Here is a 24330-nt window from a genome sequence, read left to right on the forward strand (position 1 = left end):
GCCTTTATAAGCCTCCCAGATGAGAGACCGGTGACCTTTTCTCCTGTTGCGAATGCCACTGACGATGACAGTTAGGGTGCAACAACACCAAGTTACTCAGCTCGTCACCGCCACCCTTATGCCGTTCCACCACGTGGTGAATGTTCCACTTGGTTTCCCAAGTGATTAAGCCACGGCACATTGGGCAGCGCTTACCTTGCCGCTTCCATAGCGTTTGCAGTTTCTTACGACCTTTCGTTGACGCTTCCCAAGAGCGCTCCAGCCTGCTCTCGAAATACTGCTCGTCTCTAGGGTCATAAGGGTTTGCTTCCGCCCTGATCTTGGTATGTCGCACAATCGGGATGTCCTTGCTGCTCTGCAACCGTACGGGCTTACCGGGCATTAAGGTACTTTGGAAAATCCAGTTCTCGCTTTTCGCCGAATGAAAATATTTCTTCTTCACCCAGCGCTTTTGGCGATTACTGTGTCGTCGACAACTCCAACGCCATAATAGCTTCCAAACACGGTAGTCCACATAGCCAAACGTTTCCTTGGCCACGACGTGACGGTGATAATTCGCCCATCCCAGCAGTACCGGGTTGAGTTGGTGAATCAACACATCCTGTCGTGACATGCAGTTGCGTCTGACGATGTCCTTGATCTTCTTTAGGTGTCGTTGCAGGTTCTTACGGCTGGGCTTAATCAACAGCTTGCCGTTGTACTTCCGCAGGTTCTGCCCGAGAAAATCAAAACCTTCTGCGATGTGCGTCACCACGGTCTTGCTGGCTGACAACGTAAGCCCACGTTCTGCCATAAAGGCAGAAACGACAGGCAGTACTTCATTTTCCAACAGCTCTTTCGAGATGCCAGTAATGATGAAGTCGTCGGCATAACGCACATAGTTCACCTTGGTCTTGTAGCTTGCTTTGGTATTTTTCTTCCCGAAATGGGATTCCAACACCTTTTCAAGCCCATCAAGCGCCAGGTTGGCTAATACCGGAGAGATGATCCCGCCCTGGGGCGTTCCTGCCTCTGTCGGATACAGACGGTGAGACTCCATGAATCCCGCTTTCAGCCACTTCTTGAGCACTTGCTTGTCCATCGGGACATTAGCCAGCAGCCAGTCGTGACTGATATTGTCAAAGCACCCCTTGATATCGCCTTCCAGCACCCATTCAGCAGAATGCTTACGGCTCAAATTGATAAAGCATTGCTCTATCGCATCGGCCGTTGAGCGCCATGGACGAAAACCATAGCTGTTACGGTCAGCCACCGTTTCCGATACCGGTTCGAGCGCCAGCAAATAGAGTGCTTGCATGGCCCGATCCCGCATCGTCGGTATCCCTAGTGGGCGGCGTGAACCGTCCGGTTTGGGAATATAGACACGGCGTAATGGAGCAGGGCGGTAGCCCTTACTTTTTAGCCTGCCTAACGCTAACCACTTGGCTTGTGGAGTGCTCCATAATTCACCATCAACACCGGGCGTTTTCTTGCCCCGGTTTTCAGTAACACGTCTGACGGCCGATGCTCTGGCCGCCAGCGAGTGGGTCAGCAGTCGTTGCAAAGCTTTCACCTTGCGCCAACGTTGATCCCGAGTCGCCTTCGCGATCCGCACTTGTAGCCCTCTCACCTTTCTGTCGACGGCAGACCAGTTAATGGTGTGCCAGCTGTCAGGCGGGTGGGAGAACGCAGGTACTTGTTTAAAACCAGTACTCATCTTGCTGTCCTCCGAATGAATGCCGATAAGACGCCCTTCGGAGAACAGATACATTGATCCCTTGCGGGAGTATATGTGCTCCCGCAGGGGTGAGATAAGGCCGCTAACTTGCTCGGCTATCTCTTCGTAATATCAGCATGATTGAGCGCTTTAGAGCGCTATCACGCGATTAAAGACCAGCTGGACGTAGGCCCCGTTTCCGGTAGAGGAACGTTTAACCTCTTATCTGCCCCATTACAGGGCGGCATTCGCTTTTTCCAGCCTCCTAAACCCGCACCATTAACAGCTCGCCTCACGGCTTGCCTGCCCGGTAGGGCAATAGTACGGGGTTTCCGAGTTCCGCATCATGGACACGGATCACTTAGACCCTGCCAGTACACCGTAGGTCTGTTGGTAACGTATCCCCAGATGTAAGAGGGATAACCGACCCAATACCTTTTGGTCAGAGCGTGTCAGTAGCTTACGCTCCTTGCGGCTGACGGTGCTTGTTAGCAGTTCACTTACGTTGGTCATATGATCCAGCCTAGCCTCTCACCCGCATGCTACTAGCGGGATCTTCAATGGACCTCACGGCCGCATTAAACCCCAAGAGGGGGAGTACATTGTCAGGACGCTTGGCACCTCACCGTTACCGGCGACGCACTGCCCCTAGGCTACTGCTGGTTACACAGCAGGTTCCGCTTATATCGTTACCGCTACATACGGTTTAGATACATGGAACCATCCAGAATACGGCTTCGCACCGGATAGGCAGCTTAGCCAAATAATAGACACGAATATCCCCGCTACATCACATCCCCAAAAATGAGAATGTTTCAGCGTGTACGAATATCGCCAAAGCGAAAGGTACGAGCAGACTCATACCGGAAATAGGGGGATTTACCCTAAGGTAATACCCGATATCCGGACTGAGACAGCCCGAATATCGGGTTTATTAAAAATGCTTCTTGCGCGGTTGTGGTCACTAACGTTATGTTAGTGACCACTTCGTCTGTAGACCGCTAGGCAAGCTACCTATACGACTCTCGTCGCACGTCGGGTAGCAGCAGTGCATTACTGCACCGCCGCCCCCTAAGAACCGTACGTGCGAGTTTCCCCGCATACGGCTCAAGCCTTTATAAGCCTCCCAGATGAGAGACCGGTGACCTTTTCTCCTGTTGCGAATGCCACTGACGATGACAGTTAGGGTGCAACAACACCAAGTTACTCAGCTCGTCACCGCCACCCTTATGCCGTTCCACCACGTGGTGAATGTTCCACTTGGTTTCCCAAGTGATTAAGCCACGGCACATTGGGCAGCGCTTACCTTGCCGCTTCCATAGCGTTTGCAGTTTCTTACGACCTTTCGTTGACGCTTCCCAAGAGCGCTCCAGCCTGCTCTCGAAATACTGCTCGTCTCTAGGGTCATAAGGGTTTGCTTCCGCCCTGATCTTGGTATGTCGCACAATCGGGATGTCCTTGCTGCTCTGCAACCGTACGGGCTTACCGGGCATTAAGGTACTTTGGAAAATCCAGTTCTCGCTTTTCGCCGAATGAAAATATTTCTTCTTCACCCAGCGCTTTTGGCGATTACTGTGTCGTCGACAACTCCAACGCCATAATAGCTTCCAAACACGGTAGTCCACATAGCCAAACGTTTCCTTGGCCACGACGTGACGGTGATAATTCGCCCATCCCAGCAGTACCGGGTTGAGTTGGTGAATCAACACATCCTGTCGTGACATGCAGTTGCGTCTGACGATGTCCTTGATCTTCTTTAGGTGTCGTTGCAGGTTCTTACGGCTGGGCTTAATCAACAGCTTGCCGTTGTACTTCCGCAGGTTCTGCCCGAGAAAATCAAAACCTTCTGCGATGTGCGTCACCACGGTCTTGCTGGCTGACAACGTAAGCCCACGTTCTGCCATAAAGGCAGAAACGACAGGCAGTACTTCATTTTCCAACAGCTCTTTCGAGATGCCAGTAATGATGAAGTCGTCGGCATAACGCACATAGTTCACCTTGGTCTTGTAGCTTGCTTTGGTATTTTTCTTCCCGAAATGGGATTCCAACACCTTTTCAAGCCCATCAAGCGCCAGGTTGGCTAATACCGGAGAGATGATCCCGCCCTGGGGCGTTCCTGCCTCTGTCGGATACAGACGGTGAGACTCCATGAATCCCGCTTTCAGCCACTTCTTGAGCACTTGCTTGTCCATCGGGACATTAGCCAGCAGCCAGTCGTGACTGATATTGTCAAAGCACCCCTTGATATCGCCTTCCAGCACCCATTCAGCAGAATGCTTACGGCTCAAATTGATAAAGCATTGCTCTATCGCATCGGCCGTTGAGCGCCATGGACGAAAACCATAGCTGTTACGGTCAGCCACCGTTTCCGATACCGGTTCGAGCGCCAGCAAATAGAGTGCTTGCATGGCCCGATCCCGCATCGTCGGTATCCCTAGTGGGCGGCGTGAACCGTCCGGTTTGGGAATATAGACACGGCGTAATGGAGCAGGGCGGTAGCCCTTACTTTTTAGCCTGCCTAACGCTAACCACTTGGCTTGTGGAGTGCTCCATAATTCACCATCAACACCGGGCGTTTTCTTGCCCCGGTTTTCAGTAACACGTCTGACGGCCGATGCTCTGGCCGCCAGCGAGTGGGTCAGCAGTCGTTGCAAAGCTTTCACCTTGCGCCAACGTTGATCCCGAGTCGCCTTCGCGATCCGCACTTGTAGCCCTCTCACCTTTCTGTCGACGGCAGACCAGTTAATGGTGTGCCAGCTGTCAGGCGGGTGGGAGAACGCAGGTACTTGTTTAAAACCAGTACTCATCTTGCTGTCCTCCGAATGAATGCCGATAAGACGCCCTTCGGAGAACAGATACATTGATCCCTTGCGGGAGTATATGTGCTCCCGCAGGGGTGAGATAAGGCCGCTAACTTGCTCGGCTATCTCTTCGTAATATCAGCATGATTGAGCGCTTTAGAGCGCTATCACGCGATTAAAGACCAGCTGGACGTAGGCCCCGTTTCCGGTAGAGGAACGTTTAACCTCTTATCTGCCCCATTACAGGGCGGCATTCGCTTTTTCCAGCCTCCTAAACCCGCACCATTAACAGCTCGCCTCACGGCTTGCCTGCCCGGTAGGGCAATAGTACGGGGTTTCCGAGTTCCGCATCATGGACACGGATCACTTAGACCCTGCCAGTACACCGTAGGTCTGTTGGTAACGTATCCCCAGATGTAAGAGGGATAACCGACCCAATACCTTTTGGTCAGAGCGTGTCAGTAGCTTACGCTCCTTGCGGCTGACGGTGCTTGTTAGCAGTTCACTTACGTTGGTCATATGATCCAGCCTAGCCTCTCACCCGCATGCTACTAGCGGGATCTTCAATGGACCTCACGGCCGCATTAAACCCCAAGAGGGGGAGTACATTGTCAGGACGCTTGGCACCTCACCGTTACCGGCGACGCACTGCCCCTAGGCTACTGCTGGTTACACAGCAGGTTCCGCTTATATCGTTACCGCTACATACGGTTTAGATACATGGAACCATCCAGAATACGGCTTCGCACCGGATAGGCAGCTTAGCCAAATAATAGACACGAATATCCCCGCTACATCACATCCCCAAAAATGAGAATGTTTCAGCGTGTACGAATATCGCCAAAGCGAAAGGTACGAGCAGACTCATACCGGAAATAGGGGGATTTACCCTAAGGTAATACCCGATATCCGGACTGAGACAGCCCGAATATCGGGTTTATTAAAAATGCTTCTTGCGCGGTTGTGGTCACTAACGTTATGTTAGTGACCACTTCGTCTGTAGACCGCTAGGCAAGCTACCTATACGACTCTCGTCGCACTACATCATGCCGCCCATGCCACCCATTCCGCCCATGCCACCCATGTCCGGGGCAGCTTCTTTCTCTTCCGGGTCGTCGGCGATCATGCACTCGGTGGTGATCATCAGGCCCGCAACGGAACCGGCAGACTGCAGCGCAGTACGGGTCACTTTCGCAGGGTCGAGTACACCCATTTCGAACAGGTCGCCGTATTCGCCGGTCTGGGCGTTGTAGCCGAAGTTTCCTTCGCCATCTTTCACACGGTTGATGACCACCGCAGACTCTTCACCGGCGTTGGTAACGATCTGACGCAGCGGCGCCTGCATGGCACGCAGGGCCATGTTGATGCCGTGGTTCTGGTCTTCGTTGTCACCGGTCAGGCCTTGTACCTTGGCCATGACGCGTACCAGCGCCGTGCCGCCACCAGGTACCACGCCTTCTTCGACGGCAGCGCGAGTAGAGTGCAGCGCGTCTTCGACACGTGCTTTCTTCTCTTTCATTTCGACTTCGGTAGCTGCGCCTACGCGGATAACGGCAACGCCGCCTGCCAACTTGGCAACGCGCTCTTGCAGCTTCTCTTTGTCGTAGTCGGAGGAGGTGTCTTCGATTTGCGCGCGGATCTGATTGACGCGTGCTTCGATGTCACCTTCTGCACCAGCACCGTCGATGATGGTGGTGTTCTCTTTGGTCATGGTGATGCGTTTGGCAGTACCCAGGTGATCCAGGTTTGCCTGCTCGAGGGTCAGACCGACTTCCTCGGAGATGACCGTGCCGTTGGTCAGGATGGCGATATCCTGCAGCATGGCCTTGCGACGATCACCAAAGCCGGGTGCCTTGGCAGCCGCTACCTTGACGATGCCGCGCATGTTGTTGACTACCAGCGTGGCAAGCGCTTCGCCTTCGATGTCTTCGGCGATGATGGCCAGCGGCTTGCCTTGCTTGGCAACACCTTCCAGCACCGGCAGCAGCTCGCGGATGTTGGAGATTTTCTTGTCGACCAGCAGGATGTAGGGGTCTTCCAGCTCGACCGCCATGGTGTCCTGATTGGTGACGAAGTAGGGAGAGAGGTAGCCACGGTCGAACTGCATGCCTTCGACGACTTCCAGCTCGTCTTCGAAGCCGCGACCTTCGTCAACGGTGATGACGCCTTCTTTACCTACTTTCTCCATCGCTTCGGCAATGATCTCGCCAATGCGCTTGTCGCCGTTGGCAGAGATGGTGCCTACTTGAGCGATGGATTTGGTGTCGGTGCAGGGCACGGACATGGCCTGAATTTCCTTGACGGCAGCGGTGACCGCCTGGTCGATGCCGCGCTTCAGGTCCATCGGGTTCATGCCAGCCGTCACGCCTTTCAGGCCTTCTGCAACGATGGCTTGGGCCAGCACGGTAGCGGTAGTGGTGCCGTCACCTGCGGCATCAGACGTCTTGGAAGCGACTTCCTTGACCATCTGAGCGCCCATGTTCTCGAACTTGTCTTTCAGTTCGATCTCTTTGGCGACGGAAACACCGTCTTTGGTGACGGTCGGGGCGCCGAAGGACTTGTCCAGCACCACGTTGCGGCCTTTCGGGCCCAGCGTGACCTTGACGGCGTTTGCCAGGATATCTACACCACGCGCCATGCGTTTACGAGCGTCATCAGAGAACTTAACTTGCTTAGCAGCCATGTTCGTTACTTCCTAAATTGAAATTGAACGATGAACGTAAATGGGTAGCCGAGGCGTTTTAGCCTTCAACGACCGCCAGGATATCGGCTTCACTCATGATCAGAACTTCTTCGCCGTCGATCTTCTGCTTCTCGACGCCGTAGCCGTCCTTGAAAATCACCGTGTCACCCACTTTGACATCCAGCGGGCGAACGTCGCCGCTTTCAAGAATGCGACCATTACCAACTGCCAGGATTTCGCCACGCGTGGGCTTTTCCTGTGCATTGCCCGGAAGCACGATGCCGCCAGCGGTTTTCTGCTCTTCTTCCACGCGACGGATCACAACGCGATCGTGCAAAGGACGGATATTCATGCTCACGTTCTCCTGAGTAGTGTCAAAGCCCCTTGGGGCCATTAGCTTGAAGGAATTTCCGTGGGCAGCACCCGCGGAAAGCGAAGGCCTGTTGCCTTCATGTCAATGGTAACGCCATCAGGCATTACCGAAGTTGTGTGCTGACTCAAAAGTGGGGGCTGGTCACTGCCTTTCAAGGGGGGCGCCATAAAAAAATTGCGGATTATCAGTGCGCCTGGCCCGCTTCTGTTCACTGCCTGCGAGAAGACTCATCCTTGCTGATGAAGTCTCCTTCCAGCGGCCCCTCCGAGGAGGTCGAGCCAGGCTCGTGCTGATGGGGTGGCTCGCGCTCTGGGGCTGGGCCTTGACGGGTGGCCAGCGAGGCCTTGACGCCTAGCCAGGCCATCAGCTTCAACAGTAGCTGCCGTGCGCTGGGCAGCAGGCACGCAATGCCCAGTGCATCCGAGAGAAAACCGGGCGCCAACAGCAGGGCGCCACCGAAAATCAGGGCTGCACCTGTGAGCACTTCCTGGGAGGGGATTTCTCCCATCTGCATACGCTGGCGAGCACGCGCCAGGGTGGAGACTCCTTCCTTGCGAATCAAGTGCAGCCCGATAAACCCCGTGCCTAGCACCAGTGCCAGCGTCGCCAGAAGCCCGATCCGGCTTCCCACGGTAAAAAGAAGCACAAAGTCCAGTAGCGTGAACAGGGAAATAAAGAGAAGAATGGGCATGACCGACTCCAGAACAGACGTAATGAGTCAATATGGTGTCAGAATTATAAAAAACAATCTGCATTGTCTGCAGTGAGCGCAAGCGTTGGCCGAGTCGATTTTTTGCTGACGGCTATCTATGCTGCAATGCACAACCCCTGGTTTCGAAAAGGAGAGACGCATGCAGTTGAATGAGCAAGTGGTGGCGATTACCGGAGGCGCCCGCGGGTTGGGGTTTGCCATGGCAAAACATCTGGGCGCACAAGGGGCGCGTCTTGCCCTTCTCGACATGAGCGGTGAAGCGTTGGACGAGGCCGTCTCGAACTTGGCGGCGGCCGGTATCGAAGCGCAGGCGTTCGTGACCAATGTGGCAGATGAAGCCTCGGTGCAGCAGTCTTTTGCCGACATTGCCAAGCGCATGGGTGCGGTGAGTGGCTGTGTCAATAACGCCGGTATTACCGATGACAGCCTGCTGGTGAAAGCCAAAGAGGGGGTGGTGGAAAAGCGCATGTCGCTGTCTTCCTGGCAGCGAGTGCTGGATGTCAATCTGACAGGCGTTTTCTTGTGTGGCCGAGAAGCGGTCACCCAGATGATCGAGGCTGGTCAGCCGGGTGTTATCGTCAATATTTCGAGCATTTCACGTGCGGGCAACATGGGACAGAGCAACTATGCGGCTGCCAAGGCGGGCGTACACGCGCTGACGGTGACCTGGGGCAAGGAGCTGGCCCGCTATGGTATTCGCACCGGTACCGTGGCACCGGGGTTTATCGAAACCGACATGACGGCCTCCATGAGACCCGACATGCTGGAACGTATTGCCAGCAGCGTGCCGTTGAAGCAGCTGGGGCAGCCCGAACATATCGCACGCAGCGTCGCGTTCATTTTCGAAAATGACTACTTCACGGCCCGGATCATCGAGTGCGATGGGGGGTTGAGGCTGTAAAAATCGCGACTTTGGGGCTTTGACTGGCGTGGTCAGCGCCCCAAGGGCTCCAGGAACATCTAGAAGTGAAAATAGTTGCGATGTATTTCACGCTGAAAATACATCTCGAGGCGCAGCGTCATGGCCCAGCGAGGGTCGTAACTGTCTTCTCGCTGGAAATGCAGCTCCGGTATGACATCGCCAAACAGGATGCCCTTGTGAATGTCTCTGCGGTAACGCGTCTGCAGATAGTAGTTGGTCATGTGCGGATTGGAGGCGCTTTCGCCTATCGCCAGGGCCGAGTAGCGAAGTGCGCTGCGTCGGTTGAGACCCTGATTCAGTTCAGCAACTTCGCTGAATTCCAGCGTATCTTCCTCTTCCCGCCACTGTACCGTGCTGATGAAACGCAGGTGGAGATCGTCTGCCAAGGGGCGGCCAATGTCCCAAGAGGTACGTGCTGAGTAGCCTTCATTATTGAACCAGGAAACGCGGTTGTAGGACTCAAGCTGCCAAGGCCCGTCGCCTATATCCCACAGCCGTTCACTGGTGAATCGGACGTAGGGGTCCAGTGGCATGCGCAGCCTTATACCTGCACCCACCCGGTTGCTCCAGTTTTCGCGTTTGTCACGCCGTTCCAGCCAATCAAACCCAAAGGTGGAGGTGCTGCGATCACGCTGGTCGTTATACAGACGGCCTGATCCCTGGTCTGCCAGAGTGCCTTGAGACTCTTCAGGATCACTCTCGATAATCAGTCGCAGGCGATCTTCCGTGGTCGGCAGGTCAATCCGGTAGCGCAGGCTGATGTCGCCACTGGTGCCGTCACCCTCCATCCAGTCCAGCTCTTGCCCCAGTCGTAAGTAAGAGTCGTTGTGCGCCGTAGCCGAGTCGTCGCCGCCAAAAAAGGCATCGATGTTGCGAGAGGTGTTATCTACCCAGTCTCCAACGCGGGCACGAAAGGGTTCAACCCGCTCTTCGGTCCACTCGGGCAAATCGCTGTCCGTTTCATCAGCAAGCAGACAAGTGGGCGTAAGCCTCACGCTCAAGCACATGGTGGCAACGGTGAATCTCATCATCGGCTTCCCTGTTCATTATCGATCGAGTGCCTCATTGCGCTTTGTGCAGCTCAATCTCTTTTGCCCACTCTACAACGCGTTGGCGGTCACGGCGACTGTTCATGCGCTGCGTATCCAGGTGAACCGGCACCAGTTGGCGTGTTGGCTCTGCCTGGAGCGAGAGGTGGAAGCGTCTGGCAGCCCCTACCGGCATGTCCTCCGAGCCATAAATGGCGATGACGCGTATCTCCAGCGTCAGCGTCTGCTCATGCAGTAATGCGTCATCCAGCTTCCAGTAGCGCGCCAGTTGCTGGACGATCGAGCCAAACGTTTGAATATGCAGGTAGTCGCCAGAGGGCAAGGGGCCTTGATGGTTGCGGTAGCAAGCTTCGTTTTCCTCGCCACTTTGCTGCTGGTACTCGACGATATCCAGCGGGTAGGAACCTTCTGGAGTGTGCAGCACCGCCACGAGGTGCTGGATATAAATCGCCTCGCTGCTCATGTTGCTGATCAGGCAAAGCGCGTCGGTGCCTACTCCCTTGCCACGATTGATGATGATGCGGGGTCGGCGTTGGCGAACATAGCCGTTGTAGAGCAGCTGTGCGTAGAAAAGCCAGACGAACAGAGTGCACACGCTGGCCACGGCAGAGATGGCCTGGGCGTGATCATTGAGCCATTGCATGGGACGAGATCCTTCTCAAGTGCAATTATGGGACAACGGAAAAGATAACCTGAGACGTGCTGTGTTCCATTCACCAGCATAGAGGCTAAAAACAAAAAAATTCGGTTAGCATAATGCTACCGAATTTTTGATCTTGCGCTGGTGGCAAAGAGTGCCACACGGCAAGTTGTGATTGGTGCGGATGGGGAGACTCGAACTCCCACACCTTACGGCACTAGAACCTAAATCTAGCGTGTCTACCAATTCCACCACATCCGCAGAAGACGCTGCGTATACTACCAATAAACGTATGAATGTCAATGCAATCATCCTGTTTTAAACCAGTTGGCAGAGGAGGTGGCTATGCGAATGGTTCAGTACGTGAACCAGTGGTTGTCGCGCCAATTGCCGGGCTACTGTGCGTTTTGCCTATCGGCGGATTGCGGTGAGCAGGGGTGGTGCGCGCAGTGCTTTCGGGAGCTGCCCTGGAACACGTCGGCATGCCCGCAATGTGCCGAACCCTTGCTCGCTGGTGGGGGTGGACGCTGTGGCCACTGCCTGGTAGTGGCCCCTGCCTTTACGCATACAACGGCGGCACTACGCTACCAGGAGGGTGTGGCGGAACTGGTGCATGACTTCAAGTTTCATGGTTCCGCGCGAGCGGGAATGCTGCTGGTCGAGCTGATGCTCTCGACGCCTCCAGTGCAACTAGGGGGCGCGTTGCTGCCGGTGCCCATGCATCCTTCCAAGGCGCGCGAGCGAGGCTTCAACCAGGCCCAGTGGCTGGCCAGGCAATTGGGCAAGCGGCTACGCCTACCGGTGCTGGGGGCTGAGTGTCACAAGCGGCTGCCCTCGCAACGGTCACTGAATCGAGCCGAGCGTCAACGTAATCTCACGGGAGCCTACCGCGTGGCGGGGCCACTGCCAGAATGGGTCATCATCATCGATGACGTGGTCACGACGGGTGCCACGGGGCATGCGCTGGCGTTGGCGGCTCTGGCGGCGGGTGCCACGCGTGTGGACGTGTGGGCGGCGTCTCGCACGCCGCTGGAGAAGAGTTGATATACTGGCTGGCCCAATGAAAGGAGTGATCCATGGCGCACCCGTTTAGCAGCCTGTCGCCCGGCCTGGTGATGTCGGCCATCGAGTCGGTGGGTATCTGGCCCGCAGGCGAGCCCTTTGCCTTGAACAGTTATGAAAACCGCGTGCTGATGTTCCGCGACGAAGAGGGCGAGCGCTGGGTGGTCAAGTTTTACAGACCCGGACGTTGGGCGGATGCCGCGATTCAGGAGGAGCATGACTTCTTGAAGGAGCTAGCGCTGGCCGGTGTCCCTGTGATCGCGCCATGGTGCTCAGCTGATGGCGCCTCATTGCATTATTTCCAGACTTTCCGCTTTGCGCTTTTCCCCCAATGTGCAGGCCAGGCGCCAGAGCTCGATAACCCGGCACACCTGTTTGCCTTGGGAAATGTCTTGGGGCGCTTGCATGACGTTGCCGCTCGCCAGCGGTTTCAGCATCGGGAGAGTTTGTCGCTGACGGATGGCGTTACCGATGCCGCTCAGCGAGTCCTGGCAAGCCCACATTTGGACAAGTACCAGTCCCGGGCCTACCAAGCCGTGGTGGAAAAGTTGATGGGGCACTTGGAGCGCGTGCAGCTAAGCCCCGACGCCTATCTGCGGGCTCATGGTGACTGCCATCTGGGTAATATCCTGGGGCGGGATGATGACTTTACGCTGGTGGATTTCGATGACTGCCTGATGGCGCCCGCCATCCAGGATGTCTGGATGCTGCTGCCTGTAGACGACCCTGAGCTGTGGCGTGGGCAGCTGGGTGAGTTGATCGAAGGATATGAAGAGGTAAGGGCATTCCCTGAGCATGAGTTGGCGTTGATCGAGCCATTGCGCGCCTATCGCTTGATTCGTCACGCGGCCTGGCTGGTATCGCGCTGGGATGATCCGGCTTTTCCTGCTGCTTTTCCCTGGGTGACAGAGCGAGGGTACTGGGATCAGCACATTCGTCTGCTCGAACAGCAGGGCCTGCAGCTGGAATCGCCTTTGTGGCTTGCCGGAGGCAACCGATAAGCTGACCTGTCATTGTCAGGCCAGCTTGTTCAGGCAGCGGCTGGCGCCAGGCTTATTGATTGCCTGCGGGTGCCTGGTCTGGGTCGGGGCGTTCGCTGGGAATAGGGTTGGCGACGCCATCTCCATTGGCCTGCCGACGCGTTGCATTGATCTCGGCGGAGGGGTTGTCCTGCGCATCAATGCTTACGCTCTCGTCTAGCGTCAGTAAAAAGCGCTGGCCGGGAGTAAGCTCGCAGTTACCCGACGGGCACTCTATCCCGTATTGCCCATCCATCGCGTAGGCGCTGGCGGCAAACGCTCCTGAATAGATAGCGCTTTCACTGCCTTCGGTCTCGATGCAAGTAGCATCTTGCGTGGTGATACGTATCCGCTCGCCGCTCAGTTGGGCAGTAGCCACCATCAGGCAATACTCTGGCAGCTCGTGTGAGCTACCCTCGGCCTGGGCAGGGTGAAGGAGAATGTCGTTGTGACGAGCGTGCTGGCTATCGAAGCGCAGGGATTCGACCACCTCTACGCCCACGCTGGCACCACTGGGCAGCGTCAGTTTGGGTTCTGCTGCAAGCACGGGGGTGATGATCGCTGTGCCCATCAAGGCCGTTAGCCAATAGGCTGATGATTTAAATGACATAATTGGATCTCAAATAGTGCACCCGCCTATTTGGCAGGAAAATTGTGCCTTTATAATAGCACAGCACCGATAAGCACGAAGGGGGGTGCGTGTCACTCTGCCACAGCCACTTCATGTGCGTTAGAATAGGCAGTTGCATTACTGCGTTGTACATAATTTATTTTAAGGTATATTTTCTGTATAAGTTTTTGCTCGCGGCGGGTAAGGCAGTCATAGGGCTGACCCATGAAAGGGCTTTGATGTCTGTGCCGAGCCATTCGTGGCGAGACAGATTCCCCAAGGCGATCCAGTAAAAGCGAACACGCACCGAATGAAGAGGCCTAACATGACCGACGAAATCGCCCAGCATTACCGTCAAATTATTACTGCCCTGGGAGAGAATCCTGATCGCGAGGGGTTGCGTGATACACCCAAACGCGCTGCCAAGGCCATGCAGTTTTTGAATGCGGGTTACCAGCAGTCGTTGGAAGAGCTGGTCAATGGCGCTGTCTTCGCGTCGCAAACCGATGAAATGGTGCTGGTGAAAGATATCGAGCTCTACTCCATGTGTGAGCACCATCTGCTGCCTTTCATTGGCAAATGTCACATCGCCTATCTGCCGAGCGGTAAGGTGCTGGGGCTGTCCAAGTTTGCACGTATCGTGGATATGTATGCACGTCGCATGCAAATCCAGGAAAATCTGACCCGTGAAATTGCCGAAGCGGTGCAGCAGGTCACTCAGGCCAAAGGGGTGGCCGTCGTGGTCGAAGCTCGCCATCTGTGCATGATGATGCGTGGCGTCGAGAAGCAGAATTCGAGCATGACGTCGTCGGTCATGCTGGGGGGCTTCCGCACCAACCAGGCAACACGGCAAGAGTTTTTGACGCTCATCAGCTAAGGTCGATACGCACTCAGTTAAGGTACGATACGTACAAGGATTCCTGACGAGAACTTGGTCAAGAATGCCATTTCGTCTTAGCATGAAGAGGTCAATGAGCCTGCAAGGCCATCCTCTGGTCAGGAGTTTGTCATGGAAGCGCTGAGAGAAACACAGCTTTACTGCCCGTTTGCCTATATTGACGGCAGTTGGGTAGCCGCCGACAGCGGCGAGCAAATCAAGGTGGTGAACCCCGCTACGGGTGAGCTCGTAGGGGATATGCCCAAGCTGGGCAAGGCAGAAACCGAGCGTGCCATCGATGCTGCGTACGCTGCACTGCCTGCCTGGCGCGGAATGACAGCGCAAGAGCGTGCCGACGTGTTGATGAAGTGGCACGATCTGATGATGGAGCATCAGCAGGATCTTGCCATGCTGATGACCTATGAGCAGGGCAAGCCGATCAAGGAAGCCGCCGGCGAGATTGCCTATGCGGCCAGTTTTTTACGCTGGTTCGCCGAAGAAGCGCGTCGAATCTACGGCGAAACCATTCCTGCAGCCAAAGCCAATCAGCGTATCGTGGTGACCAAGCAGCCCGTGGGCGTTGTCGGTGCCATTACACCGTGGAATTTTCCGGCGGCGATGATCACCCGTAAAGCCGGTGCTGCCTTGGCGGCGGGCTGTACCATCGTCGTGAAGCCTGCCAGCCAGACACCGTTCTCGGCGACCGCCTTGGCACTGTTGGCAGAGCGGGCGGGCGTGCCGCGCGGTGTGTTCAACGTCGTGCCTGGGCGTGCGGCGGATATTGCCGAGGCGCTCACTCACTCTTCCAAGGTGCGCAAGATCACCTTTACAGGCTCGACCGAGGTGGGCAGCCAGTTGATGGCTCAAGCCGCTGAGCACGTTCAGAAGATTTCCCTGGAATTAGGTGGCAACGCGCCCTTTATCGTGTTTGAAGACGCCGACCTGGACGCTGCCGTCGAAGGCGCCATGGCCGCCAAGTTCCGTAATGCGGGGCAGACGTGTGTCTGTACCAACCGCTTTCTGGTGCAGTCCAGCGTCATCAATGCGTTCTGCGAGAAGCTGGCCGTGGCCATGAACAGCGAGCTGAAAGTCGGTGATGGGACGCGAGAAGGGGTCAATATTGGCCCCCTGATCGATGAAAATGGCGTCAAAAAAGTCAGTGAACACGTTCAGGACGCCATCGACAAGGGCGCCGAGCTGTTGTTAGGGGGCCACCCACATCCATTGGGGGGGAATTTCTTCACGCCCACGTTGGTCAGCTTTGCCAACGACAGCATGAAAGTGGCCCAGGAAGAGACGTTCGGCCCCTTGGCAGCGGTGTTCCCCTTCGATGAAGAGGAGACGGCGGTCGAAATGGCCAACGATACCCAGTATGGTCTGGCCGCGTATTTTTATTCGCGTGATCTGGCCAGGGTGTGGCGCGTGGCCGAAGCACTCGAGTATGGCATGGTGGGGATCAATACTGGGCTGATTTCAAACGCAGCAGCGCCCTTTGGTGGCGTCAAGGCATCCGGCCTGGGGCGTGAAGGGGGGCATCAGGGGCTGGAGGAGTACCTGGAAACCAAGTACCTGTGCATCGACCTGGGTTGACCCTCAACCCCCCCCTGCGAAGTGCTTCGCAGGGGGGGGTAAAGGCTTAGTGGCGGAAGTGGCGCATGCCGGTGAAGACCATGGCAATGCCCGCTTCGTTGGCCGCATCGATGACTTCCTGGTCACGCATTGACCCACCTGGCTGAATCACCGCAGTGATGCCAGCCGCCGCGGCGGCATCGATGCCATCGCGGAACGGGAAAAAGGCATCCGACGCCATGACGGAGCCAGGCACCGTGAGCCCTTCATCGGCAGCCTTGATACCCGCAATTTTGGCGGAGTAGACGCGGCTCATCTGACCCGCCCCCACGCCAATCGTCTGCCCAGCCTTGGCATACACGATCGCGTTGGACTTGACGAACTTGGCCACGCGCCAGGCAAACGCCAGATCACGCAACTCTTGCTCGGTGGGCGCACGCTCGCTGACCACCGTCAGCTCCGCTTCAGTGACCATACCCTCGTCGCGCTCCTGGACCAATAACCCGCCATTGACGCGCTTGAAGTCGTAGGCAGCCTGAGGTTGGCCTGGCCAATGTGCGCTGACATCCAGCAGACGCACGTTCTGTTTTTCAGCCACGATAGCGGCCGCTTCATCGCTTACCCCGGGGGCAATGATGACTTCCACGAACTGACGATCAACGATGGCGCGGGCAGTGGCGGCATCCAGGGCGACGTTGAAGGCGATAATACCGCCAAAGGCGCTGGTAGGATCGGTGGCAAACGCTTTGTCGTACGCTTCCAGAGCGTTGGCGCCCACCGCTACCCCGCAGGGGTTGGCGTGCTTGACGATGACGCAGGCGGTGTCATCGAAAGCCTTGACGCACTCGAAAGCGGCATCGGTATCGGCCACGTTGTTGAAAGAGAGTGGCTTGCCTTGAAGCATGCGAGCGGTAGACACGCTGGGCTCGCTGGCCTCGGGGTCGACGTAGAAAGCTGCCTGCTGGTGCGGGTTTTCACCGTAGCGCATGTCCTGCTTCTTGTGCAGTTGCAGGTTGAACGTGCGCGAGAAGGCGGTTTCTTCGCTGGCCACTTTGCGGCCCAGGTAGTCGGCAATGGCGCCGTCATAACCCGCCGTGTGTTCGAAGGCCTTGACGGCCAGGTCGAAACGCGTCGGCTGAGTCACCTGGCCGCCATGCTCGGCCAGCTCGTTCAACACGCGGGAGTAGTCGTCCGCGTTGACGACGATAGTGGTGTAGGCATGGTTCTTGGCGCAGGCACGCACCATGGTAGGGCCACCAATGTCGATATTCTCGATGGCGTCTTCCAGCGTGCAATCCGGTTTGGCGATGGTGGCAGCGAACGGGTAGAGGTTCACCACGACCATGTCGATGGGGCTGATATCGTTATCGGCCATCACGGCGTCGTCCTGACCTCGACGGGCCAGAATGCCACCATGGATTTTGGGGTGCAGGGTCTTGACCCGGCCGTCCATGATTTCTGGAAAACCGGTATGTTCGGAGACTTCGGTCACGGGGACGTCGTTCTCTTGCAACAGTCGGTAGGTGCCGCCGGTCGAGAGCAGTTCGACGCCATGTTTCACGAGGCCCTGTGCGAACTCGACAATGCCGGTTTTATCGGAGACGCTCAGCAGGGCGCGGCGGACGGGGGTAGCGGTGCTATCAGCCATGGGAGTGCTCATGTATCAGGTCTAGGGTTGGAACAGCCAGGTTTAAAAACGGCAACGCCCCTTAAGGGGCGTCACGATCGATCAGTCCATACAGCTTGAGCTTTTTGCGCAGCGTGCCGCGGTTCAGGCCCAGCACGTCGGCGGCACGGGTCTGGTTGCCGTCGGTGTGCTCCAGCACGCAGGCCAGTAACGGCGCCTCCACTTCGGCCATCACCATGGCATACAGGTCCGATGCCTGACCTCCATCAAGGTGCTCGAAGTAGCGACGCATGGCCGTTTCGACGGCTTCCCGCAGCGGTTGAGGCTGGGCCGTGGTCGCTGGGTCCGCCAGGGTGCCCGCCAGTGGTGATGAACTTTCGCTTGAGAGCAGGTCGCGTTCAGTCATGCGGCATGGGTTCCTTTGGCTAGCAAATGCTGGGAGGCGCTATGGGTCATGGCGTCATCAATCCATTGAAACTGCGCATCGGGTGATGCGAGCGCATTGAACTGCTGCTTCAAGCTGCGCTGCTCGGTTTGGGTAAAGCGTGTGTCTTCATCGAGGTACCAGCCCACATGTTTGCGTGCAATGCGCACGCCCATGGTGTCGCCGTAGAACGCGTGCAGGGCGTGCAGGTGCTCGGTCAACACTTGGTGGCGCTCTGCCAGCTCAGGGGCGGGCAAGTGCTCGCCATGGGTCAGGTAGTGAGTGATCTGCTGGAAGATCCACGGGTTGCCCTGGGCACCACGACCAATCATGACCGCATCGGCACCGGTATGGCGCAGCACGCGGGCCGCCTTCTCTGGCGAAGTGATGTCGCCATTGGCAATGACGGGAATGGTGAGTCGTGACTTGATCTCGGCGATGGTGTCGTATTCGGCTTCGCCCGTGTAGCGCTGCTGGCGGTGGCGCCCATGGACGGCCAGTGCCTGTATGCCTGCCGACTCGGCCAGTTGGGCAATCCGCAGGCCATTGTTGGAGTCGGCGCACCAGCCCGTGCGAATCTTGAGCGTCACGGGAATATCGACGGCACTGACCACCGCATCGAGAATCTCGGCCACCAGGGCTTCATCGCGCAGCAGCGCTGAGCCTGCGGCCTTGTTGCACACTTTCTTGGCGGGGCAGCCCATGTTGATGTCGATGATCTGCGCGCCCAGTTCGGCATTCAGGCGGGCTGCTTCGGCCAGCATCTGCGCATCGCCACCGGCAATTTGTACCACCCTGGGCGCCGGTTCGCCTTGATGATCCATACGCAGCTGCGATTTGCGCGTGTGCCAGAGCGAAGGATCGGACGTGACCATTTCACCCACCACCCAGCCCGCCCCCAGGCGCCGGCACAGCTGCCGGAAAGGGCGATCGGTGACACCTGCCATGGGCGCAAGTATCACGGGGTTGGGCAGTTGATAAGGCCCAATCGCAGGGGGCTGGATAGTCATCATGGTCATGGCGGTGCACTTTGATAGGCATGAAAACGACGAATAGCGCGTTTCAAGGGAGCGTATGATACGCCTACTCGCCGCAGTAATGAAGGAAAGCGCAGCAAATTATGCGGGTCTCCAGCCGGTCAAGCGTACCCAGCCTTCACGCAGAGTCGGCTCTTCCATGATAAGTCCTTGGGCTTCATATGCTTCCAGTACGTCGTTGGCCTGCTTGGCAAGAATGCCCGAGAGCGCAATGTGGCCTCCGGGTGCCACGTGGCTGGCAATCATGCCCGACAGTTCGACCAGCGGGCCGGCCAGAATGTTGGCCGTCACGATAGGGTAGGTCTGGTCATCGGCCAGTTGCTCAGGGTAGTAAAGTGACAAGGCCTGTTCGGCAATACCGTTGCGCTCCGCATTGTCGCGACTGGCTTGCAGCGCCTGCGGATCGATGTCGGTTCCGTCGGCGCTGGACGCCCCCAGTTTCAGGGCAGCAATGGCCAGAATGCCTGAGCCGCAGCCCACGTCCAGCACGCGCTGGTTGGTCAGAACGCCTTGTACGGCCAGGTGGTCGAGCCATTCCAGGCAGAGTGCGGTGGTGGGGTGCGTGCCGGTACCAAAGGCCAGGCCAGGGTCCAGAATCAGGTTGACCGCCTCTGCTTCGGGGGGCTCCAGCCAGCTGGGCACGATCCACAGCCGCTGGCCCATGCGCAGGGGGGTGAAGTCATCCATCCATTCCCGCTCCCAGTCCCGGTCGGCCAGCAGCTCGTACTCGATGGTGGGGCAGGGTTCACCGGGCATGTGTTCTGCCCAGGCGGCCTCGATACGCTCCAGCATTTCGCTGATGCCATCGAGGTCATCATACAGTCCCGTCAATACGGTATCTTGCCAGAGTGGCGTGGTGCCTCGTTCTGGTTCGAAGACAGGGTCGTCGTGGGCATCCTGGAGGCCGATGGCCGTAGCACCCTCGTCCAGCAGCAGCTCTTCAAGAAGCTCGGCCTGCTCAGGAGCAACGTGCGCTTTTAATTGCAGCCAGGGCATGAGAAGTCTCCACGGGGTCAGTGAATGGTCATGAAACGCTCACGGGGTGGCAATCGCCACCCCGCGTAGACAACCTGGCGTTACTCCGATGAGAAGGCGTCAGGTTTGCAAGCATCAGGTCACTACCTAGCTGCTCAGCTTCTTTTCCAGGTAATGGATGTTGACGCCGCCCTGGCGGAAGTAGCTATCTCGAACCAGGTCTTTCTGCAGGTCGATATTGGTCTTGATGCCTTCCACCAGCAGTTCGTCCAGCGCATTGCGCATGCGGGTCAGCGCGATGTCGCGATCGGCGCCCCATGTGATCAGCTTGCCGATCAGCGAATCGTAATGCGGTGGAACGGTGTAGCCCGTGTAAAGATGCGAGTCCATGCGAACGCCCAGGCCGCCGGGAGCGTGGAACAGCGTTACTTTGCCGGGAGATGGCATGAACGTACGGGCGTCTTCGGCATTGATGCGGCATTCGAAGGCATGCCCATTGAGCTGAACGTCTTCCTGGCGAATCGACAGAGGCATGCCGGCGGCGATGCGCAGCTGCTCCTTGACGATATCCACGCCGGTGACCATCTCGGTCACGGGGTGCTCTACCTGGACCCGAGTGTTCATCTCGATGAAGAAGAACTCACCCTCTTCGTAAAGGAACTCGAAGGTGCCGGCGCCACGATAATTGATCTCGATACAGGCCTGACGGCAGGCTTCCAGAACCTTTGCGCGTGCCTCGGGGTCGAGGCCCGGCGCAGGGGCCTCTTCGAGCACCTTTTGGTGGCGGCGCTGCAGGGAGCAGTCCCTGTCGAACAGGTGAATCGCGTTACCTTGGCCATCGGCAAGCACTTGCACTTCGACATGGCGAGGCTTCTCGAGAAACTTCTCCATATAGACCGTGCCGTCACCAAAAGCAGCATGCGCTTCGGTGCGGGTCACGGTAATGGCAGACAACAGGTGCCCTTCGGTATGCACCACGCGCATGCCACGCCCGCCGCCGCCCGCCGCGGCCTTGATGATCACCGGGTAGCCAATGCGGCGCGCTGTGGCGATGTTGGTGGCATCGTCATCGCCCAGTGGGCCATCCGAACCGGGAACCGTCGGTACGCCTGCTGCCTTCATGGCCTCGATGGCGCTGACCTTGTCGCCCATCAGGCGAATGGTCTCTGCGCGGGGGCCGATAAAGGTAAAGCCAGAGCGTTCTACCTGCTCGGCGAAGTTGGCGTTCTCGGAAAGGAAGCCATAGCCCGGGTGAATTGCGCTCGAATCCGTCACCTCAGCGGCGCTGATCAAGGCTGGGATGTTCAAGTAGGATTGCGCGGAAGCAGCAGGGCCGATGCAGACGGCTTCGTCTGCCAGGCGAACGTGCATCAGCTCGCGGTCGGCTTTGGAGTGAACCGCTACGGTCTTGATGCCTAGCTCTTTACACGCTCGCAAGATGCGTAGGGCTATCTCGCCGCGGTTCGCGATAAGTACCTTGTCCAGCATGGGAGAGTCCACCCGTATCGTAATGAAAGATTAAGCGAGGACGATCATGGGCTGATCGAATTCCACCGGCTCGCCATCTTCCACCAGAATGGCTTCGACCACGCCATCACGGTCGGCTTCGATCTGGTTCATCATTTTCATGGCTTCGACGATGCACACGGTGTCGCCTTGCTTCACGGTGTCGCCAACTTCAACGAAGGCCTTGGCGCCTGGGGCCGGACTGCGGTAGAAAGTGCCGACCATGGGGGAGTTGACGGCTTCACCGCGATAGCTGGCACCTTGGGGTTCCGCTTCGGCGCTGGGGGCGCTTGGCGCGGCAGCCTGTGGCGCGTATGCGGGCTGGGCGTATTGCGGCATGGGCTGTGGCTGCCAGCTGACTCCATTCGGATGGCGGCTGATACGAACCGATTCTTCGCCTTCCTGAATTTCGATTTCGCTGATGTTGGACTCTTCCAGCAGCTCGATCAGCTTTTTGACCTTACGAATATCCATCTATATAGCCCCAAACGTTAATCAATAAAACACAGCGCAGCAGGTCGAACCTGCCTGCTTGCGTGCGGCGCAGTAAACCTGATTTTAAAACGAGGAGAACGCTGCACGATGGCGAACGTTACCCTTGTGTAAACGCTAAAAGATGAGCTTTTTAGCAAATATGGCTGCGGAGTTTGCCGAAAAAGTAGCGCACTGTCCAGTGATCGCCTCAGCCATGACGAATTTTGCGACTTAAACGACCGTTTGACGACGTTGGCGACATAGCCTTAAAAAAATGGCCAGCGCACCGTACTGCGCTGGCCATGTCATTCAGCCTAGTGCAAGGCTAACCTTGCTGCCACCGCTTGAGTGAATCGAGATGCTGCGCCAGTGCTTGTGCCGTGACTTCGCCCTGTATACGTGCGTCGCGCACTTCTTCGCCTTGATGAAAGAACAGCAGGCTGGGCGGGCCAAACAGGTCGAAATGATTCAATAGCTCTCTGCTGTTTGCGTTGGTATTGGTAACATCGACTGCGACACGCTGAAAATCGTTCAATTGCGCGGCCACCTGCGGGTTGGGATAGACGTCTCGTTCCATCAACTTGCAGGATATGCACCAATCGGCAGTGAAGTGCACGAATACCGGCTGGTCGGATTGAGCGGCTTGTGCCAGTTGGGATTGTAGTTCGCTCAGCGTACTGACCGTTTCAAAGGCCAGTGGCGTTTCGGCTGACGAGGTTGAGCTGCTGCCTAGCATCAATGGGCGTAGCGGATTGGTGCCGCCCTGAGCCGCTCCCAGCACCAGGGCTATCCCCCAGGCCAGCAGCATCAGGCCCAGGGTCTGGCGCGCCTTGGCCCAGCCCGAGGTGTGCTGGAGTGTCAAGGCGCCCAGCGTCAGGGCGGTACCGATGGCCAGGGCTGCCCAGAGCAGCAGGGCAAGAGAGGGGGCAACGAGACGTTCGATCATCCAGATGGCGACCCCCAGCATCAGCAGGCCAAACGCGACCTTGACGCCGTTCATCCAGGCGCCCGAACGCGGTAGCAGCGTCGTGCCAAAGGTGCCGACCAGCAGTAACGGCACGCCCATGCCCAGGCCCAGTGCAAAGAGGGCTGCGCCGCCCACCATGGCATCGCCCGTGGATGATATGAACACCAGGGCGCCCGCCAGTGGCGCCGTAACGCACGGTGAAACCACCAGTACCGAGAGCGCTCCCGCCAGGGCCAGGCCTGCCGGGCCGCTGCGTTGGGCTCGCGCCTGCCAGGCGTCGACGGTGTTGGCCACTCGGGGAGAAACGCGTAGATCGAAGGCGCCGAACATGGCCAGCGCAAAGAGGGTGAACAGCAGTGCAAAGGTGATGAGCACCGGCGCCGACTGAAGATGTGCCTGCAGGTTCAAGCCTGCGCCAAACAGCCCCATCAGCACGCCCACCAGCGCATAGGTGCTGGCCATGCCCAGCACGTAGCTGGCTGACAGCACGAAAGCACGGGGCCTAGTCGGGTTTTGCCCTACCACGGTGGAGGAAAGAATAGGAATCATGGGCAGCACGCAGGGCGTAAAGGTCAGGCCGATTCCCGCCATAAAGAACAGCCCGAGCATCAAGGGCAGGCTGGCCTCGCTCATCAGGTTGCGAAAACGGCTGTCCTCGCTTTGTGGGGCAGTAAAGCCGGTGGGTTGAGCGATGGAGGATTGAGCATCGCCTGACGATGCGGTATTGACAGGATCAGCCGCCCCCTGGTGTTCACTCCATTGGGCGAACTGGCTGGGGGGGGACGCTTGCGGAGCTTCCAGCGTTACCCGCTCTGGCGGGTAGCAAAGTCCGGCATCGGCACACCCTTGAAACGTCAGCTCGATATGGGCCGGGCCAGAATGGGGCGCGGAAAAGGGTACTTCGAACACCAGGGTGTCGCGAAAGATATAGACGTCGCCCATGAACTCATCGTTGGTGAACGTGCCCTCGGCGATGATGGGGGCTTCCAGGCGGAGATCGTCCTGCAGGCTGGCAACCGCGAGCTGGTGCCGATAAAGATAGTACTCATCGGCAATGTCGATGCCGATATACAGCGTTTCTGCGTCATGCCAGGCGCTGGGTTGGAACGCCTCCATGACAGGCAGAAAATCGCTTTGATTACTGGACGAAAACCATTGGCCTTGCGCCAGCAATGGCAAGCAGGCCAGTAGGCAAAAAAGAGAGAAGCGTTTGAGCAGTAACACGAGATTTCCTTACGCAGCGGTGTCGAGGCAACAATAGCACGCAGAATACCGTAACCGTTCGCCCAAGCGTAGCGGCTGCGGTG

20 protein-coding genes and 1 tRNA gene are annotated in these 24330 nt (G+C 57.3%); 5 read left to right on the forward strand and 16 right to left on the reverse strand.

Annotation, left to right across the window (positions count from 1 at the left end; all coding sequences use genetic code 11):
• Positions 1-4 precede the first annotated feature (4 nt).
• The 5 genes from ltrA (RVM26_RS05580) to RVM26_RS05600 form a co-directional block, all read right to left on the reverse strand.
• Positions 5-1750 (reverse strand): group II intron reverse transcriptase/maturase, encoded by a 1746-nt coding sequence (gene ltrA / locus RVM26_RS05580; RefSeq protein WP_498941340.1) that lies wholly within the window; start codon positions 1748-1750, stop codon positions 5-7.
• A 1061-nt stretch (positions 1751-2811) separates the two neighbouring features.
• Positions 2812-4557, reverse strand: coding sequence for a group II intron reverse transcriptase/maturase (gene ltrA / locus RVM26_RS05585; RefSeq protein ID WP_498941340.1), 1746 nt, complete (start codon positions 4555-4557; stop codon positions 2812-2814).
• 979 nt (positions 4558-5536) lie between these two features.
• Positions 5537-7180, reverse strand: a complete 1644-nt coding sequence (groL, locus tag RVM26_RS05590; RefSeq protein WP_016913702.1) for a chaperonin GroEL — start codon at positions 7178-7180, stop codon at positions 5537-5539.
• Between the two features lie 58 nt (positions 7181-7238).
• Positions 7239-7532 carry a co-chaperone GroES gene (locus RVM26_RS05595; RefSeq protein ID WP_016913703.1) on the reverse strand — a complete coding sequence of 98 codons (294 nt, stop codon included), beginning with the start codon at positions 7530-7532 and terminating at the stop codon, positions 7239-7241.
• A gap of 229 nt (positions 7533-7761) precedes the next feature.
• Entirely contained in the window at positions 7762-8244 is a 483-nt protein-coding gene (locus RVM26_RS05600) for an FxsA family protein (protein ID WP_498941343.1), read from the reverse strand.
• A gap of 160 nt (positions 8245-8404) precedes the next feature.
• Here RVM26_RS05600 and RVM26_RS05605 point away from each other — a divergent pair, with 160 nt between their 5' ends.
• A complete protein-coding gene (locus RVM26_RS05605) occupies positions 8405-9166 on the forward strand; it encodes an SDR family oxidoreductase (protein ID WP_039178218.1) in 762 nt (253 codons plus the stop codon).
• A gap of 59 nt (positions 9167-9225) precedes the next feature.
• Here RVM26_RS05605 and RVM26_RS05610 read toward each other — a convergent pair whose 3' ends face one another.
• The 3 genes from RVM26_RS05610 to RVM26_RS05620 all read right to left on the reverse strand — a co-directional run bounded on the left by RVM26_RS05610 (position 9226) and on the right by RVM26_RS05620 (position 11137).
• Positions 9226-10215, reverse strand: a complete 990-nt coding sequence (locus RVM26_RS05610) for a hypothetical protein (protein ID WP_498941711.1) — start codon at positions 10213-10215, stop codon at positions 9226-9228.
• Between the two features lie 34 nt (positions 10216-10249).
• Positions 10250-10879, reverse strand: a complete 630-nt coding sequence (locus RVM26_RS05615; RefSeq protein ID WP_498941345.1) for a hypothetical protein — start codon at positions 10877-10879, stop codon at positions 10250-10252.
• A gap of 173 nt (positions 10880-11052) precedes the next feature.
• Positions 11053-11137 (reverse strand) — tRNA-Leu (locus RVM26_RS05620).
• Between the two features lie 84 nt (positions 11138-11221).
• Here RVM26_RS05620 and RVM26_RS05625 point away from each other — a divergent pair.
• A complete protein-coding gene (locus RVM26_RS05625; protein WP_498941347.1) occupies positions 11222-11920 on the forward strand; it encodes a double zinc ribbon domain-containing protein in 699 nt (232 codons plus the stop codon).
• A gap of 32 nt (positions 11921-11952) precedes the next feature.
• A complete protein-coding gene (locus tag RVM26_RS05630; protein WP_498941349.1) occupies positions 11953-12939 on the forward strand; it encodes a stress response kinase A in 987 nt (328 codons plus the stop codon).
• A gap of 52 nt (positions 12940-12991) precedes the next feature.
• Here RVM26_RS05630 and RVM26_RS05635 read toward each other — a convergent pair whose 3' ends face one another.
• The gene (locus RVM26_RS05635) at positions 12992-13567 is read right to left on the reverse strand and encodes a hypothetical protein (protein WP_498941351.1); all 576 of its coding nucleotides are present in this window, start codon (positions 13565-13567) and stop codon (positions 12992-12994) included.
• A 325-nt stretch (positions 13568-13892) separates the two neighbouring features.
• Here RVM26_RS05635 and folE point away from each other — a divergent pair, with 325 nt between their 5' ends.
• The gene (gene folE / locus RVM26_RS05640) at positions 13893-14444 is read left to right on the forward strand and encodes a GTP cyclohydrolase I FolE (RefSeq protein WP_016913712.1); all 552 of its coding nucleotides are present in this window, start codon (positions 13893-13895) and stop codon (positions 14442-14444) included.
• 132 nt (positions 14445-14576) lie between these two features.
• Entirely contained in the window at positions 14577-16034 is a 1458-nt protein-coding gene (locus RVM26_RS05645; protein ID WP_498941352.1) for an NAD-dependent succinate-semialdehyde dehydrogenase, read from the forward strand.
• Positions 16035-16080: 46 nt separating this feature from the next.
• Here RVM26_RS05645 and purH read toward each other — a convergent pair whose 3' ends face one another.
• The 7 genes from purH to dsbD form a co-directional block, all read right to left on the reverse strand.
• A complete protein-coding gene (gene purH / locus RVM26_RS05650) occupies positions 16081-17661 on the reverse strand; it encodes a bifunctional phosphoribosylaminoimidazolecarboxamide formyltransferase/inosine monophosphate cyclohydrolase (RefSeq protein ID WP_498941354.1) in 1581 nt (526 codons plus the stop codon).
• Positions 17662-17722: 61 nt separating this feature from the next.
• On the reverse strand, positions 17723-18046 hold the full coding sequence (gene fis / locus RVM26_RS05655) for a DNA-binding transcriptional regulator Fis (protein ID WP_016913715.1): 324 nt from the start codon (positions 18044-18046) through the stop codon (positions 17723-17725).
• Entirely contained in the window at positions 18043-19083 is a 1041-nt protein-coding gene (dusB, locus tag RVM26_RS05660) for a tRNA dihydrouridine synthase (protein ID WP_498941357.1), read from the reverse strand. The genes fis and dusB overlap by 4 nt, the downstream gene beginning before the upstream one ends.
• Positions 19084-19182: 99 nt before the next feature.
• A complete protein-coding gene (gene prmA, locus RVM26_RS05665) occupies positions 19183-20097 on the reverse strand; it encodes a 50S ribosomal protein L11 methyltransferase (RefSeq protein ID WP_144982652.1) in 915 nt (304 codons plus the stop codon).
• A 126-nt stretch (positions 20098-20223) separates the two neighbouring features.
• Positions 20224-21564 carry an acetyl-CoA carboxylase biotin carboxylase subunit gene (gene accC, locus RVM26_RS05670; protein WP_498941359.1) on the reverse strand — a complete coding sequence of 447 codons (1341 nt, stop codon included), beginning with the start codon at positions 21562-21564 and terminating at the stop codon, positions 20224-20226.
• A 30-nt stretch (positions 21565-21594) separates the two neighbouring features.
• Complete coding sequence (gene accB, locus RVM26_RS05675; protein WP_039178182.1) at positions 21595-22056, reverse strand: acetyl-CoA carboxylase biotin carboxyl carrier protein; 462 nt, start codon at positions 22054-22056, stop codon at positions 21595-21597.
• A 325-nt stretch (positions 22057-22381) separates the two neighbouring features.
• Positions 22382-24247, reverse strand: coding sequence for a protein-disulfide reductase DsbD (gene dsbD, locus RVM26_RS05680; RefSeq protein ID WP_498941361.1), 1866 nt, complete (start codon positions 24245-24247; stop codon positions 22382-22384).
• Positions 24248-24330 lie beyond the last annotated feature (83 nt).

This window comes from Halomonas sp. KM072 (assembly GCF_050710315.1).
GTDB classification, from domain to species: Bacteria; Pseudomonadota; Gammaproteobacteria; order Pseudomonadales; family Halomonadaceae; genus Vreelandella; species Vreelandella hamiltonii.

What these genes read in the sequence shown, in the direction of transcription:
- fis (WP_016913715.1), bottom strand. Translation starts at nt 18,046, where the DNA reads ATGACTGAACGCGACCTGCTCTCAAGCGAAAGTTCATCACCACTGGCG.
- accC (WP_498941359.1), bottom strand. Translation starts at nt 21,564, where the DNA reads ATGCTGGACAAGGTACTTATCGCGAACCGCGGCGAGATAGCCCTACGC.
- RVM26_RS05615 (WP_498941345.1), bottom strand. Translation starts at nt 10,879, where the DNA reads ATGCAATGGCTCAATGATCACGCCCAGGCCATCTCTGCCGTGGCCAGC.
- RVM26_RS05645 (WP_498941352.1), top strand. Translation starts at nt 14,577, where the DNA reads ATGGAAGCGCTGAGAGAAACACAGCTTTACTGCCCGTTTGCCTATATT.
- groL (WP_016913702.1), bottom strand. Translation starts at nt 7,180, where the DNA reads ATGGCTGCTAAGCAAGTTAAGTTCTCTGATGACGCTCGTAAACGCATG.
- RVM26_RS05610 (WP_498941711.1), bottom strand. Translation starts at nt 10,215, where the DNA reads ATGAGATTCACCGTTGCCACCATGTGCTTGAGCGTGAGGCTTACGCCC.
- accB (WP_039178182.1), bottom strand. Translation starts at nt 22,056, where the DNA reads ATGGATATTCGTAAGGTCAAAAAGCTGATCGAGCTGCTGGAAGAGTCC.
- dusB (WP_498941357.1), bottom strand. Translation starts at nt 19,083, where the DNA reads ATGACCATGATGACTATCCAGCCCCCTGCGATTGGGCCTTATCAACTG.
- prmA (WP_144982652.1), bottom strand. Translation starts at nt 20,097, where the DNA reads ATGCCCTGGCTGCAATTAAAAGCGCACGTTGCTCCTGAGCAGGCCGAG.
- RVM26_RS05635 (WP_498941351.1), bottom strand. Translation starts at nt 13,567, where the DNA reads ATGTCATTTAAATCATCAGCCTATTGGCTAACGGCCTTGATGGGCACA.
- ltrA (WP_498941340.1), bottom strand. Translation starts at nt 4,557, where the DNA reads ATGTATCTGTTCTCCGAAGGGCGTCTTATCGGCATTCATTCGGAGGAC.
- RVM26_RS05595 (WP_016913703.1), bottom strand. Translation starts at nt 7,532, where the DNA reads ATGAATATCCGTCCTTTGCACGATCGCGTTGTGATCCGTCGCGTGGAA.
- RVM26_RS05625 (WP_498941347.1), top strand. Translation starts at nt 11,222, where the DNA reads ATGCGAATGGTTCAGTACGTGAACCAGTGGTTGTCGCGCCAATTGCCG.
- purH (WP_498941354.1), bottom strand. Translation starts at nt 17,661, where the DNA reads ATGGCTGATAGCACCGCTACCCCCGTCCGCCGCGCCCTGCTGAGCGTC.
- RVM26_RS05630 (WP_498941349.1), top strand. Translation starts at nt 11,953, where the DNA reads ATGGCGCACCCGTTTAGCAGCCTGTCGCCCGGCCTGGTGATGTCGGCC.
- RVM26_RS05600 (WP_498941343.1), bottom strand. Translation starts at nt 8,244, where the DNA reads ATGCCCATTCTTCTCTTTATTTCCCTGTTCACGCTACTGGACTTTGTG.
- RVM26_RS05605 (WP_039178218.1), top strand. Translation starts at nt 8,405, where the DNA reads ATGCAGTTGAATGAGCAAGTGGTGGCGATTACCGGAGGCGCCCGCGGG.
- ltrA (WP_498941340.1), bottom strand. Translation starts at nt 1,750, where the DNA reads ATGTATCTGTTCTCCGAAGGGCGTCTTATCGGCATTCATTCGGAGGAC.
- folE (WP_016913712.1), top strand. Translation starts at nt 13,893, where the DNA reads ATGACCGACGAAATCGCCCAGCATTACCGTCAAATTATTACTGCCCTG.